At 71.7% G+C, this 14,193-nt stretch carries 11 protein-coding genes; 8 read left to right on the top strand and 3 right to left on the bottom strand.

The features are described from left to right. The first annotated feature begins 122 nt into the window (after nucleotides 1-122). The 6 genes from AB0D53_RS17725 (at nucleotide 123) to AB0D53_RS17700 (ending at nucleotide 6,594) form a co-directional block, all read left to right on the top strand. Nucleotides 123-1,334 carry a pyridoxal phosphate-dependent aminotransferase gene (locus tag AB0D53_RS17725; protein WP_362446899.1) on the top strand — a complete coding sequence of 404 codons (1,212 nt, stop codon included), beginning with the start codon at nucleotides 123-125 and terminating at the stop codon, nucleotides 1,332-1,334. 101 nt (nucleotides 1,335-1,435) lie between these two features. Further along, nucleotides 1,436-1,834: a hypothetical protein gene (locus tag AB0D53_RS17720; protein ID WP_362446896.1), complete on the top strand. Its 399-nt coding sequence runs from the start codon at nucleotides 1,436-1,438 to the stop codon at nucleotides 1,832-1,834. A 147-nt stretch (nucleotides 1,835-1,981) separates the two neighbouring features. After that, the gene (locus tag AB0D53_RS17715) at nucleotides 1,982-3,085 is read left to right on the top strand and encodes a hypothetical protein (protein WP_362446893.1); all 1,104 of its coding nucleotides are present in this window, start codon (nucleotides 1,982-1,984) and stop codon (nucleotides 3,083-3,085) included. Between the two features lie 29 nt (nucleotides 3,086-3,114). Further along, complete coding sequence (locus AB0D53_RS17710; RefSeq protein WP_362446890.1) at nucleotides 3,115-4,332, top strand: toxic anion resistance protein; 1,218 nt, start codon at nucleotides 3,115-3,117, stop codon at nucleotides 4,330-4,332. Further along, a complete protein-coding gene (locus tag AB0D53_RS17705) occupies nucleotides 4,329-5,972 on the top strand; it encodes a substrate-binding and VWA domain-containing protein (RefSeq protein WP_362446887.1) in 1,644 nt (547 codons plus the stop codon). The genes AB0D53_RS17710 and AB0D53_RS17705 overlap by 4 nt, the downstream gene beginning before the upstream one ends. Continuing rightward, on the top strand, nucleotides 5,959-6,594 hold the full coding sequence (locus AB0D53_RS17700; RefSeq protein ID WP_362446884.1) for a hypothetical protein: 636 nt from the start codon (nucleotides 5,959-5,961) through the stop codon (nucleotides 6,592-6,594). Before AB0D53_RS17705 ends, AB0D53_RS17700 begins: the two co-directional genes overlap by 14 nt. 52 nt (nucleotides 6,595-6,646) lie before the next feature. Here the strand turns inward: AB0D53_RS17700 and AB0D53_RS17695 are convergent, their stop codons facing one another. Both AB0D53_RS17695 and AB0D53_RS17690 read right to left on the bottom strand, forming a co-directional pair. Continuing rightward, the gene (locus AB0D53_RS17695) at nucleotides 6,647-8,389 is read right to left on the bottom strand and encodes an Ig-like domain repeat protein (RefSeq protein ID WP_362446881.1); all 1,743 of its coding nucleotides are present in this window, start codon (nucleotides 8,387-8,389) and stop codon (nucleotides 6,647-6,649) included. A gap of 296 nt (nucleotides 8,390-8,685) precedes the next feature. Continuing rightward, on the bottom strand, nucleotides 8,686-10,518 hold the full coding sequence (locus tag AB0D53_RS17690; RefSeq protein WP_362446878.1) for a phosphoenolpyruvate carboxykinase (GTP): 1,833 nt from the start codon (nucleotides 10,516-10,518) through the stop codon (nucleotides 8,686-8,688). 212 nt (nucleotides 10,519-10,730) lie between these two features. On the opposite strand from AB0D53_RS17690, the gene AB0D53_RS17685 reads away from it, so the two are divergent. Both AB0D53_RS17685 and AB0D53_RS17680 read left to right on the top strand, forming a co-directional pair. Next, nucleotides 10,731-11,429 (top strand): hemolysin III family protein, encoded by a 699-nt coding sequence (locus AB0D53_RS17685; protein WP_362446875.1) that lies wholly within the window; start codon nucleotides 10,731-10,733, stop codon nucleotides 11,427-11,429. A 52-nt stretch (nucleotides 11,430-11,481) separates the two neighbouring features. Next, entirely contained in the window at nucleotides 11,482-12,114 is a 633-nt protein-coding gene (locus AB0D53_RS17680) for a TetR family transcriptional regulator (RefSeq protein WP_362446872.1), read from the top strand. Between the two features lie 6 nt (nucleotides 12,115-12,120). Here the strand turns inward: AB0D53_RS17680 and AB0D53_RS17675 are convergent, their stop codons facing one another. Beyond that, nucleotides 12,121-14,154: a thioredoxin domain-containing protein gene (locus tag AB0D53_RS17675; protein WP_362446869.1), complete on the bottom strand. Its 2,034-nt coding sequence runs from the start codon at nucleotides 14,152-14,154 to the stop codon at nucleotides 12,121-12,123. Nucleotides 14,155-14,193: the final 39 nt, after the last annotated feature.

Here is a 14,193-nt window from a genome sequence, read left to right as displayed (position 1 = left end):
CGGGGTTCCCACGGTGCCGGGCGGTGGGGGCATGGCGATGGAAGACGGGGAGGGCACCCGGGTGGGGCAACCGGAGGGGAAAGGCCGGGCGGGGCGCGGGGTGCGGTCGTAAGCTCCCAGACATGCAGGTCATCCAGTCCACGAAGCTCGCCAATGTCTGTTACGAGATCCGGGGCCCCGTGCTCGAGGAGGCGATGCGGCTGGAAGCGGCCGGTCACCGCATCCTCAAGCTGAACACCGGCAACCCTGCCGCGTTCGGGTTCGAGTGCCCGCCCGAGATCCTCGAAGACATACTGCGCAACCTCTCCGGGGCGCACGGCTACGGCGACGCCAAGGGGCTGCTGTCCGCGCGGCGGGCGGTGATGCAGCACTACCAGACCAAGGGGATCGACCTCGACGTCGAGGACATCTACCTGGGCAACGGTGTCTCCGAGCTGATCCAGATGTCGATGCAGGCGCTGCTCGACGACGGCGACGAGGTTCTCGTACCGGCTCCGGACTATCCGCTGTGGACCGCTTCGGTGTCACTGGCCGGTGGTACGGCCGTGCACTACCGGTGCGACGAGCAGTCCGACTGGATGCCGGACCTCGCCGACATCGAGCGCAGGATCACCGACCGCACCAAGGCTCTCGTGATCATCAACCCGAACAATCCGACGGGTGCGGTGTACGACGACGAGATGCTGCGCGGGCTGACGGAGATCGCCCGGCGCCACCACCTGGTGGTCTGCTCCGACGAGATCTACGACCGCATCCTGTACGACGGGGCGACCCACACCCCGACCGCGACGATCGCGCCCGATCTGATGGTGCTCACCTTCAACGGGCTCTCCAAGAACTACCGGGTGGCCGGATACCGGTCGGGGTGGCTGGCGGTCTGCGGTCCGAAGGCGCACGCCTCCTCGTACATCGAGGGGCTGACGATCCTCGCCAATATGCGGCTGTGCGCCAATATGCCCTCGCAGTACGCCGTGGCCACCGCGCTGGGCGGGCGGCAGTCGATCGACGACCTGGTGCTGCCGGGCGGGCGGATCCTGGAGCAGCGCGACACGGCGTACGAGCTGCTGACGCAGATCCCCGGTGTGACCTGTGTGAAGCCGAAGGGGGCGCTGTATCTCTTCCCGCGCCTCGACCCCAAGGTCTACAAGATCAAGGACGACCGGCAGATGGTGCTCGATCTGCTGCGGGCCGAAAAGATCATGGTCGTGCACGGGACGGGGTTCAACTGGCCGGAGCCCGACCACTTCCGGGTCGTGACGCTGCCGACGACCGAGGACCTGACGGACGCGGTGAACCGGATCGCGCACTTCCTGGACGGGTACGGCCAGCCGTGATCCCGCCCGCCGTCGATTCCGCGCACACCAGAATCGATCGCAGACAACTTTAGACTGAATCCAAGGTAGGATGGTCCCACTGCAACACCAGGAGGCCATCCATGTACGAACCGATCCGCACCAAATCGGTCCACACACCGGACGACCACGCCGACGACTTCCCGCACCGCTCCCGCGGGGAAGAGCTGGACATCCAGCTCGCCGGGCACCTGGCCGCGCTCCTCGCGGTCACCGACGAGCTGGGCCTCGGCGAGGCGGGCGACCGCATCGCCGAGCAGGTCGCCAGGCTGCGCGGCGCGCCGCCCGCCCGGCACGCCGGCAGGACCGACGCACCCGCACCGACGCTCCACCGCCGCGCCCACGCCCTCGCGGGCCGCGCACTGGTGGTCGCCGCGTCCCGCGCCGACACGGCCGTCGCGATCCTCGCGGCCGAGCGCATGGACGCGCACACCGCGGCGCTCGCCGCCATCCCCGCCGCCCCGCTGGTCGGCGCCCGCTGACGGCCCCGGTCCGCGTGCCGTCGAGGCGCGTGGGCCGGGTGCCACCCATCCCCGTGACGCCCGGGCGGACGCTTCCGTTCCTGTCGCGCCTCCGTTGCGTACTGGGATCATCGCTTAACCTTCCGTCCACCCAACTCCGCCTGGAATGTGGGTTTCCGCGAGCAGGCTGCGCGTGTGAGACGCATCGTGGGAATCGTCCTGGCGGTGCTGCTGATCGGCGGAGTGGCAGTGGCCGTCGCAGCAGGCCGCGACAGCGGGGACAAGAGCACGGCAACGAAGACCGTGCGTGGAGTGATCGGGTCGGAGAAGGCCGAGTTCTTCGCCGATCCCGACGTGGTGAAGGCCCTCGCCGCCAAGGGGCTCACCGTCAAGGCGGAGACGTCCGGGTCCTGGGCCATGGACCAACTCCCGCTCAAGGGTTATGACTTCGCCTTCCCGGGCTCCAAGGCCCCGGCCGACGAGCTGCAGCGCCGGTCCGCCGTCAAGGGAGGGCCGCTCAGGCCCTTCTACTCGCCGCTGGTCGTCGTCGCGCACCGCTCCGCCGCCCAGGTCCTGGCCGGCAACGGGCTCGCGACACTGAACGGAAAGTCCAGCGGCAAGCTCCTCATGGGCCCCTACCTCCGGGCCGCCCGCGCGGACCGGACCTGGCAGCAGCTCGAAGGAGCCGACAGGCACGCCGAGTTGACCGGGACGGTGTTCATCACCAGCACCGACCCCGTCTCGTCCAACTCCGGCGCCCTCTACCTCGCCGCCGCCTCGTACGTGGCCGACGGCGGCCGGGTCGCCGCCGACGAGGCCGCGATCGACCGCACCGCACCGCTGCTGAAGAAGCTGATCCAGGTGCAGGGGGCGCAGCAGACCAGCAGCGACGCACCGTTCCGGGACTTCATCAGCGGGGTCGGCAATCCGCTGGTCCTGGTGTACGAGTCGCAGGTCGCCTCACTGCTGATGCAGCGCCAGGACACCGGGGACCTGGTCCTCCTCTACCCCGACACCACCGTCTCCAGCGACCACACCCTCGTACCGCTGACCGACACCGGCCGCCGGCTGGGCGAACTGCTGTCCACCGACCCGAAGTTGCGCAAGCTCGCGGTACGGCACGGCTTCCGGCCGCAGGGCGCCGCGGCCGAGTTCACCGCGGCCACCGCGGACCACACCGACTACATCGACCAACAGCTGACCGGTGTCCGCCAGGCGCCCGTGCCCACCGCCACGGTGCTGCGCGCGATGGCGCGGCGGACCCGCGGCTGACGACACACGCCTCCCGGGAGACCTCAGCCATGACCGAAGAGCCGCAACCGCTCACCCTGACCCCGCCGGGCGACTCCGCCCCGCCGCTCGTCCTCACCCCGCCGGAGCCGGTCGCCCCGGTCCGTGCCGAGCAGGCCGCCGGTCTCGTACCGGTCGACGATTCGGTACGGGCGGAGATGACACGCCGCGCCGCCGAGTACGTCGGCGGCCTCGCCGGGCTCGACGCCCGGTCCCCCGAGTTCACCACCCGGATCGGGGAGATCACCGCGCTCGGGCAGGGCGACATCCGCAGCGCCGCCCAGCAGTCCAACCGGATGCTGGACCGCACCGTCCGCTCGCTGGCCGGGTCCGGGGGCGCGGACGCGCAGACCAGGGTCGGCTCGTCCCTGGTCGAGCTGCGCCGCACCGTCGAGGACCTCGACCCGCGCGACACCCCGGGCCGCGGTGCCCGCCGGCTGCTGGCCCGGCTCCCCGGCGGCAACAGGCTCCGCGACCACGTCGCCAAGTACGCCTCCTCCCAAGCCACCCTGAACCGGATCGTGGGCTCGCTGCGCGGCGGGCAGGACGAGCTGCGCCGCGACAACGCCGCCCTGCACACCGAGCGCACCCGGCTCTGGGAGACCATGGGCAAGCTCCAGGAGTACGTCGTGCTCACCGAGGCACTGGACGGCGCCGTCGAGCAGCGCATCGCCCGGGCCGCCGCCACCGACCCGGTGCAGGCGGACGCACTGCGGGCCGATGTGCTCTTCCCCGTGCGGCAGAAGCACCAGGACCTGCTGACCCAGCTCGCGGTCTGCGCACAGGGGTACCTCGCGATGGATGTCGTACGGCGCAACAACGACGAGCTCATCAAGGGCGTCGACCGGGCGGCGACCACCACCGTCTCCGCGCTGCGGATCGCCGTGATGCTCGCCTCGGCACTGGAGAGCCAGCGCAAGGTGACCGAACAGGTGCAGGTGCTGCGCTCCACGACCGAGGACCTGATCCGTGGCAACGCGGAGATGCTGGCCGGTCAGAGCGGCGAGATCCAGCGCATCGCGGCCGATCCGGCGGTGGGCGCGGAGACGCTGCGCACCGCGTTCCAGCAGATCTACCGGACGCTCGACGCCATCGACACGTACAAGGTGCAGGCCACCGAGTCGATGGCGGCGACCGTGGAGGCGCTGACCGCCGAACTCCAGCAGGCCGGTGCCCATCTGGAACGCAGCCGGTCGGCCGGTTCGCTCGACGGCGGGGGGCCGGCATGACGGGCCCTTCCCGGGAACGGCCGGTACGGCTGCGGCGCCGGGTCTCCCGTTCGCTCGTCACACTGCTGGCCGTCGCCGTGCTCGCCCCGCTCACCGCCTGCTCCGGATCGAAGGACGGAGCTCTGGACGGGGCGTCCGGCGGGCCCGGGACGGACGACGGCCGGCCGCGGGCCGGCACACTGCGGGTCCTGGCTTCCAGTGAACTCGCGGACATGAAGCCCCTGTTGGAGCAGGCACGCAAGGCCACCGGGATCACCGTGCGGCCCACCTGGACCGGCACGCTGGACGCCGTCGAGCAGCTCGGCTCCGGGAAGGCGGACGGGGCGTACGACGCGGTCTGGCTGTCGTCCGACGACTATCTGCGGCTGCACCCGGAGGCGGCGCGGCGCATCACCTCGCAGACCCCGCTGATGACGTCGCCGGTCGCTCTCGGGGTCCGCCCGGCGACCGTGAAGCGGCTGGGCTGGAAGCCCTCGGAGGTGACCTGGTCGCAGGTGCACCGGGCGGTCGCCGAGGGCCGGCTGACCTACGGGATGACCGATCCGGACCGCTCCAACTCCGGTTTCTCCGCACTGGTCTCGGTCGCCTCCGGGCTCTCCGGCGCGCAGTCCGCGCTGACCGACGCCGATGTCCGCAGGGCGAGCGGAAAGCTCAAGGAGTTCTTCGCGGGGCAGCGGCTGACCTCCGGTTCCTCGGGCTGGCTGGCCACCGCGTACGCCCGGCGCGGCACCGTCGACGCACTGATCAACTACGAGTCGGTGCTGCTCTCGCTGAACCGCGACAGCCACACCGGGCTGACCGTGATCCGCCCCCGCGACGGGGTGGTGACCGCCGACTACCCGCTCAGCGCGCTCGTGGCCGCCGCTCCGGATGCCAAGGACTCGGTCCGCGCGCTGACGGCGTACCTCCGCACGCCCGACGTCCAGCGGCAGCTGACCCGGGACACCTTCCGCCGCCCGGTCGTGCCCTCGGTGCCGCCCGCGGCGCCGCTCGCCACCGACGCCCGCCGCGAACTGCCCTTCCCCGGCACCCGGTCCGTCGCCGACGGGCTGCTCCACAGCTACGAGAACAAGCTCCGCCGACCCTCGCGCACCGTGTACGTGCTGGACACCTCCGGCTCGATGGCCGGGGACCGGCTGAAGGCGCTGAAGGCGGCGCTGACCGGGCTGACCGGGGACTTCAGGGAACGGGAGGAGGTCACGCTGCTGCCGTTCGGCTCGTCGGTGAAGCAGATCCGTACGCACACCGTCGATCCCGCCGATCCGCAGCGGGGCCTGGCGGCGATCGGGGCGGACACCGCCGCGCTGACGGCCGGCGGCGAGACGGCGATCTATTCGAGCCTGAAGTCGGCCTACGAGCAGATCGGCGACGGCACCGAGTCCGCGTTCACCTCGATCGTGCTGATGACGGACGGCGAGAACACGACGGGCGACACGGCCGGCGGATTCTCCTCCTACTACCGTGCGCTCCCGGCCGCGCGACGGGTCACCCCGGTCTTCCCGGTCGTCTTCGGCGACTCGGACCGCCAGGAGCTGGACCGGATCGCCGAACTGACCGGCGGCCGGCTCTTCGACGCGACGAAGGAACAGGGCCCCGGCTCGCTGGACGGCGCCTTCGAGGAGATCCGTGGATACCAGTAGAACGCCCGGCGGCAGGCCGGCGGGCCGGGTGCCGGCCTACCTGGGGTCGCGGAAGAACATCGCCGGGAGCGCCTGCGGACTGGCCGGCCTCGTCCTCACCTTCACCGGGCTCGCGGGGGCGTACTGGCCGGTGGTGGTCGCCGGGCTGTACGGCGCGGGCGCGCTGATCGCCCCGCCCGAGCGCCCGCCGGTCCCGGTCTTCCCCGACCCGTCGACCCAGCTGGACGCGGTGCGGACCGACTACCACGCCCTGTGCGGCTATCTGGACGAGGTCGAGCTGCCGCCCGCCGCGTCCGGACGGCTCACCGAACTGACGGAACTGCTCGACGGCTTGCTGGCCCCCGGGCCGGTGGCCGAGGCGCTGGCCGCCGACCCGGAGGGCGTTCATGTCCTGGCGCGCGCCGTGCGCCAGGACCTCCTGGAGTCGGTCGACGCGTTCGTACGGGTCCGCCCGTGGACGCGGATGGTGCCGGGAACGGAACCGCCCGAGCGCCATCTGGAACAGCAACTGGCGCTGCTGCACCGGGAGATCGAGGCGCTGGCGACATCACTGCGGGAGGCGGAGACGCGGCGCCAGCAGACGCATACCCGCTACCTGGAGGACCGGGGCCGGAACGGGTAGTGCCCGTCCCGGCCCGCGGGCCGCGGTTCCTGGGGGCCGCGAACGGCTTCCGTCAGCTGCGCACCCGCACCGTCGCCGACGCCGTCGATGCGCTGTGCAGGGCGTCACCGGTGTAGCCGACCTGGTACGTCACCTGGCCGGTGGCCCGGGGCAGGTCGCTGACGGTGAACGTGCCGTCGGCGGCGACGGCGGCCGAGGTCAGGGTGCCGGTGCCCTTCCGGTCGGTGCGCACCACGGACACCGTGATCCCGGCGGGCAGCGGCCGCCCCTGGCCGGTGAGGGTGCCGGTGATCGTGAGCCCGGCGCTCTTCGTCGCCTCCGCCGGGGCGGTGAGGGCGAGAGTGGTCGGGGCCTTGTCGACCGTGACGGTGAGCACGGTGTCCTCGGCCGGGCGGTGGGTGATGTCACCGGTGAACGAGACGGTGTAGGTGGCGTCGCCGACCAGCGACGGGACGTCGAGGACGGTGAACGATCCGTCGGCGTCGACCTCGACGGGGGCGAGCCGGCGGTCGCCGTTCGCGTCGTGCCGTATCGCCGTCACCCTGACCGGTTCGGCGGGCGCGGGCCCGTCGAGCTCCAGCCGGCCCCTGATCCCGACCGGCTCACCGACGACGGGCCGGCCCGGGGTGGTGGAGAGCGCGCCGGTGAAGCGGGAGTCGTACTGGGCGGCCGGGGGCTGGACGACATGCAGCCAGAACTCGTTGCCGGCGGTGTTGGTGGTGACGGCGAACAGTCGTGAGCCGTCCTTCGACCAGCCGAGTCCGCGCGGCGCGATCCGGTCCCCGTCGAGCGCGCCGTCGAAGGCGAACTCCAGCGGGGCCGTACCGGCCGCCGGGTCGGCCGGCTGCACGAGCAGATCCGCCGTGCTCCCGGTCGCGGCGGCGCCCCGCGCGATGTAGGTGCCGTCGCCGCTGAAGGCTACGGCGGACGCCTTCGCCCCCTCGGGCAGCGGCTGGTACCCGGCCGGTGCGTCGGACAGATCGGCGGCGTCCAGGAGCCGGGTGCCGTACGCGGCGTCGGCGACGGCGATCCGCCGGCCGTCGGGGGACTGCGCCACGTCCTTCATGTCGAGGGCACCTCGGCCCTCGGCATCGGCGAACCGGCGCTCCGGGCCGCGCACGAGCGTGTCGCCGCTCGCGTCGAGCGTGGTGAGGAAGGGGTCGGCCTCGCCGGTGCTGCGACTCTGCGCCATCACGATGCGGTCCGGGACCTCGGGGCCGCTCGTCAGCCGCAGCCGGCCCGGCGCGTTCCATCCGGTGTTGGTGCTCTGGTTGCCCGTCGTGCCGTACAGCCAGGTCTGGCGGTTGTCGCATTCGGTGGTGAGGTACGGCGTCTCGGTGTGCCACTGCTTGCCGCCCGCGAAGGCGACGTCGCGCGGGCAGGGCACGTCGTACGCGGGGTAGGTGATACCGGTGACCTGCTGTGTGACGGTGTCGAACGCGAGGATGCCCGAGGACTGCGAGACGTAGAGCGTGCCGCCGTCCGTGCTCAGGGCCATCCCGGACGGCGCGGAGGCGGTGGGCAGCGAACCGGTCTTCTGGCCCTGGAAGTTGTAGACGTGGACCTGGTTCGCGTACTGGTTGCGGCGGTCGTCCGTGAGGTAGACCCGCTCGTGCGCCGAGTCGACGACCATCGCCGAGTACGACGAGATCGGCAGCTTGGCCACGGTGTCCCCGGGCACCGGGCTGTCGGCCGCGAGGGCGGCGGACGGGGCGAGGGCGGTGAGCCCGGCGGCGGCGAGCGTCAGCGCGGCGAGCGTCGCCGCGACAGGTGTGTGGTGCTGATTCCTTCTCAACTGAGTCCCCCACAGGCACGGTTGGTCCCCGGCCGACCGAGCCGGGGACATGTGGAGGAACATCGAATCTTGTGAAGGTGCCGTGCGCAAGGGCAGGGCGATGCCGGGCCGTTCTTCATGAAACCGGAAGGAAACGGGCAGGGCGCGGAGCGGAACATGGGGAGGCCCCCGGAACCGTGAGGGGATTCCGGGGGCCTTGCCGCGGCGGGCTGTTGACCCCACAGGTCAGGGCGGATGTCCGAGAGCCCGGCCGCGGGGCGTGCGGGGCGCACCCGCGCGGGGTGCGCCCGGGGGCATCAGCCCAGGCGCTCGACCAGCGCGCGGTACTCGTCCCACAGCTCCTTCGGCGTGTGGTCGCCGAAGGTGTTGAGGTGCTCGGGGACCAGCGCCGCCTCCTCGCGCCAGACCTCCTTGTCGACGCTGAGCAGGAAGTCCAGGTCGGACTCGGAGAGGTCCAGGCCGTCGGTGTCGAGGGAGCCCTTGGCCGGCAGGACGCCGATCGGGGACTCGACGCCCTCGGCCTTGCCGTCGAGGCGCTCGACGATCCACTTCAGGACGCGGCTGTTCTCGCCGAAGCCGGGCCACACGAACTTGCCCGCCTCGTTCTTGCGGAACCAGTTCACGTAGTAGATCTTCGGGAGCTTGGCCTGGTCCTTGTCGGCGCCGACCTTGATCCAGTGGTTCATGTAGTCGCCCATGTTGTAGCCGCAGAACGGCAGCATGGCGAACGGGTCGCGGCGCAGCTCGCCGACCTTGCCCTCGGCGGCGGCGGTCTTCTCGGACGCCACGTTGGCCCCGAGGAAGACGCCGTGCTGCCAGGTGAAGGACTCGGTGACCAGCGGGACGGCCGAGGCGCGGCGGCCACCGAAGAGGATGGCCGAGATCGGCACGCCCTTCGGGTCCTCCCACTCGGGCGCGATGATCGGGCACTGGCCGGCCGGGACGGTGAAGCGGGCGTTGGGGTGGGCGGCCGGGGTGTCGGACGCGGGCGTCCAGTCGTTGCCCTTCCAGTCGGTGAGGTGGGCCGGAGCGGTCTCCGTCATGCCCTCCCACCACACGTCGCCGTCGTCGGTGAGCGCGACGTTGGTGAAGACGGAGTTGCCCCACATGGTCTTCATGGCGTTGGCGTTGGTGTGCTCGCCGGTGCCGGGCGCGACACCGAAGAAGCCCGCCTCGGGGTTGATCGCGTACAGCCGGCCGTCCTCGCCGAAGCGCATCCAGGCGATGTCGTCGCCGATGGTCTCCACGGTCCAGCCGGGGATCGTCGGCTCCAGCATGGCGAGGTTGGTCTTGCCGCAGGCGCTCGGGAACGCGGCCGCAATGTACCTGGGGGCCTCCGCCTCGCCCTGCGGCGGGGTGAGCTTGAGGATCAGCATGTGCTCGGCGAGCCAGCCCTCGTCACGCGCCATGACGGAGGCGATGCGCAGCGCGTAGCACTTCTTGCCGAGCAGGGCGTTGCCGCCGTAGCCGGAGCCGTAGGACCAGATCTCGCGGTCCTCGGGGAAGTGCGAGATGTACTTGGTGGAGTTGCACGGCCACGGAACGTCCTCCTGGCCCTCCTCCAGGGGTGCGCCCAGCGTGTGGACGGCCTTGACGAAGAAGCCGTCGGTGCCGAGCTCGTCCAGGACGGCCTGTCCCATGCGGGTCATGGTGCGCATCGAGACGGCGACGTACGCGGAGTCGGTGATCTCGACGCCGATCGCGGAGAGCGGCGAGCCGACGGGGCCCATGCAGAACGGGACGACGTACATGGTGCGACCGCGCATCGAGCCGCGGAAGACGCCCTTCTCACCGGTGAAGACGGCCCGCATCTCGGCGGGGGCCTTCCAGTGGTTCGTCGGGCCGGCGTCCTCCTCCTTCTCGGAGCAGATGAACGTGCGGTCCTCGACGCGGGCGACATCGCTCGGGTCGGACGCGGCGTAGTACGAATTCGGGCGCTTGGTCTCGTCCAGCTTCGTGAACGTGCCCTTGGCCACGAGCTCCCCGCACAGGCGCTCGTACTCGGCCTCGGATCCGTCGCACCAGACCACCTGGTCCGGCTCTGTGATCGCTGCGATCTCGTTCACCCAGGAAACGAGCTCCTGGTGATCGGTGGGGACAGTGAGGGGAGCCGCGATGTCGCGCGCCACGATCGCTCCTTGTTGAGGGTGTCTGTTTGGTAGTTGCCCCGTGGGGGCTGCGACCCGGATGCTTCTACCCCTTCGAATCCCGTTGGCGCTCATCCGGTGCCGACCGCACTCATTTGATCATCCGACCGTTTCGCCCATATGTCCAGGGGGGCGCCCACGTGAGCATTGCCACTCGTACCGGTTACCTACGGTCGCGTAGGTACGATGCGGGAATGACTGCTGCCGCCGCCGCGCCCGAGTCCGCCGGGCTGGAACCAGCCGAGTCCGACACCGTCCCGGCGAAGCCGCGGATGCGCGGCTGGCTGCACGCCGGAATGTTCCCCGCAGTGATCGTCGCGGGGGTGGCGCTGATCGCCTTCACGGACAGTTCCCGCGGCCGGATCGCCTGCGGGATCTACACCCTGACCGCCTGCCTGCTGTTCGGTGTGAGCGCGCTCTACCACCGGGGCACCTGGGGCCCGCGCGGCGAGGCGGTGCTCCGCCGGCTCGACCACGCCAACATCTTCCTGATCATCGCGGGCACCTACACCCCGCTGACCCTGCTGCTGCTCCCCGAGTCCACCGGGACCCCGCTGCTGTGGGCGGTCTGGGCGGCCGCCACCGCGGGGATCGCCTTCCGGGTGTTCTGGGTCGGCGCCCCGCGCTGGCTCTACACACCGTGCTACATAGCGATGGGCTGGGCCGCCGTCTTCTTCCTGCCGGACTTCCTGCGCACCGGCGGGATCGCCGTGCTGGTGCTGGTCGTGGTCGGCGGGCTGCTCTACAGCGCCGGCGGTGTCATCTACGGCATCAAGCGCCCCAACCCCTCGCCGCGGTGGTTCGGCTTCCACGAGGTGTTCCACTCGCTGACGCTGGCGGCCTTCGTGGTGCATTACGTCGGCATCTCGCTGGTGGCCTACAACCACCACTGAGCCCGCTTCCCGACCGGTGCCGGCGGCCCGCCGATGCCCGACAATGACGACCATGGCCGCCACCTCCCGTACCCCTTCCGTTTCCGTTCCGGGAACACCGCCGCAGCTGGGACTGCGCGAGCGGAAGAAGCTCAGGACCCGGATCGCGATCCGCCGGGCCACCTACCGGCTGATCGCCGAGCAGGGGTACGACGCGACGACGGTCGAGCAGATCGCGGAGGCGGCCGAGGTGTCGCCCAGCACCGTCTTCCGGTACTTCCCGGCCAAGGAGGACATCGTCCTCACCGACGAGTACGACCGGGCCCTGGCCGCCGCCCTGCGCGCCCGCCCGGCCGGTGAACCGCCGCTGGAGTCGGTCCGGCAGGTGCTGACCGGCACGCTCGCCGCCTTCCTGGCCACCGGGGAACAGGAGCTGCGGCAGCGCACCCGGCTGATGGTGGAAGTCCCCGCCATCCGGGTCCGGATGGCGGAGAACATGGCGGGCACGGCGAAGGAACTGGCCGGCGTGCTCGCCGCCCGCAGCGGTCGCGCCCCCGACGACCTGGCGGTCCGGGTCTTCGTCGCGGCGGTGCTGGGCGCGCTGCGCGAGGTGACGCTGTACTGGGGCGAGCACGGCCAGAAGGGCGACCTCGTCGCAATGGTCGACGAGGCGCTGGACACCCTGGAGGGCGGCCCGGGGCTCTGAACCGCGTCAGGCCCCGCCGTCCCCGAGGGCGCGCGCCAGCTCCCGCGCGTCCGTGGTCGGCGCGTCGCACACGAAGTGCCTGCACACATACGCCGTCGGCGCCCCGCCCACCGTGGGCCGGTCCGCCAGCAGCGGGAACTCGGCCCCGCCCGTCTCCCCCGCCGCCACCACCGCACCCGGCACCGTGCCCAGCAGCGCCGTACGGTGCAGCTCGCCGCCGACCGGCCCGGCGACCGCGACCTCGCGAGGCCCGTCGATCAGTGCCTCCGCGACGGCGAGGCCCCAGCCGGTGAAGCGCGGCACCCGCGGCCCGAGCGCCTTCACCACACCCAGCGCGCCCTCCGCGGCGGTGCGATGGGCCTCGGAGCCGGTGTGCGCGGCGTACGAGAGCAGCGCTCCGGCCGCCGCCGTCCAGCCTGCCGGGGTCGCGTTGTCGGTGGGGTCCTGCGGGCGGCGGATGAGCTGCTCGGCATCGTCCGCCGTGTCGTAGAGCCGGCCGCCCTCGCCGGTGAAGTGCAGGAGCACGATGTCGAGCAGGAAGCCTGCGAACTCCAGCCAGACGCCCTCGCCGGTGACCGAGGCCAGGGCGAGGAAGCCCTCGGCCACGTCGCCGTAGTCCTCCAGCACCCCGGCGTGTCCGCCGGCCCGCCCGTCCCTGGACGTGCGGTCCAGCCGGGCGGTGTCGCCCATGTGCACCCGTACCAGCAGGTCCGCCGCCTCGGTGGCGCGCTCGACGAGGTCGGGGCGGTCGAAGTACGCCCCGGCCTCGGCGAGCGCGGCGACCGCCAGACCGTTCCAGGCGGCGACCACCTTGTCGTCCCGGCCGGGGCGCGGGCGCAGCTCACGGGCGACCAGCAGCGCGGCCCGCACCCGGGCGGCCCGGTCCGCGTCCGCCCCGTCGTCCGCCCGCGGCAGCCGCAGGACCGAGGCGCCCTCCTCGAACGTGCCCTCCGGCGTCACCCCGAAGTGCTCCGCGGCGAAGGCGGCGTCCTCCTCGCCGAGGACCTCCCGCAGCTGCCCGGGCGTCCACACGTAGTACGCGCCCTCGACGTGCCGCCCGGCCCCGTCCTCGCTGTCCGCGTCGAGCGCGGAGGCGAAACCGCCCTCGGCGGTGCGCAGTTCACGCACCATGAAGTCGGCGGTCTCCAGGGCGACCCGGCGGGCCCGCTCCGAGCCGGTGGTCCGCCACAGGTGCGCGTAGACCCGGCAGAGCAGCGCGTTGTCGTAGAGCATCTTCTCGAAGTGGGGCACCAGTGGCCCACCGGTACCCGGTGTGAGTACGTACCGGTGGAACCCGCCTCCCACCTGGTCGTACAGGCTCGAACGAGCCATCGCGCCGCACAGCCCCTCCGCCATCTCCAGGGCGGCCACGGAACCGGCCCGCGCGTGGTGGCGCAACAGGAACTCGATCACCATCGACGGCGGGAACTTGGTGTCTCCCTTGAACCAGCCGCTCACGGAGTCGATGTCCCGGGTCAGCCGGAGGAGGGCCTGGGCCTGGGTCTCCTCGGTGGGCGTCCCGGACCCCGCCGTGCTCAGCTGCCGCTCGGCGAGGTCCCGGGTGATCTTCCCCGCGATCTCGCCCACCTCGTCCCGTCGGCTCGTCCAGGCGTTGTGCACGCCTTCGAGCACCTGACGGAACGACGGCATGCCATGGCGGGCCTCGGGCGGGAAGTAGGTCCCGAAGTAGAAGGGCTCGCCGTCCGGCGTCATGAACACGGACATGGGCCAGCCACCCTGTCCGGTGGCCGCCTGCACCGCCTCCATGTAGACGGCATCGACGTCGGGCCGCTCCTCACGGTCCACCTTGACGGACACGAAGTGCTCGTTCAGGTACGCGGCGGTCTCGTCGTCCTCGAAGGACTCGTGCGCCATGACGTGACACCAGTGACAGGCGCTGTAGCCGACGCTCAGGAACACCGGGACATCGCGCCGCCGGGCTTCTTCGAACGCCTCCGACTCCCATGGCCGCCAGTGAACGGGGTTGTCCGCGTGCTGAAGGAGATACGGGGAGGTGGCCTGCGCGAGTCGATTGGACATGCCCCCATCCTTGCGCACCCGCCTCCGCGCCGCCCATGC

The sequence above is a fragment of the Streptomyces sp. NPDC048295 genome, from assembly GCF_040652135.1.
Classification (GTDB): domain Bacteria; phylum Actinomycetota; class Actinomycetes; order Streptomycetales; family Streptomycetaceae; genus Streptomyces.
The sequence above is the reverse complement of the archived record's forward strand: the minus strand, read 5'-3'. Positions and strand labels throughout refer to the sequence as shown.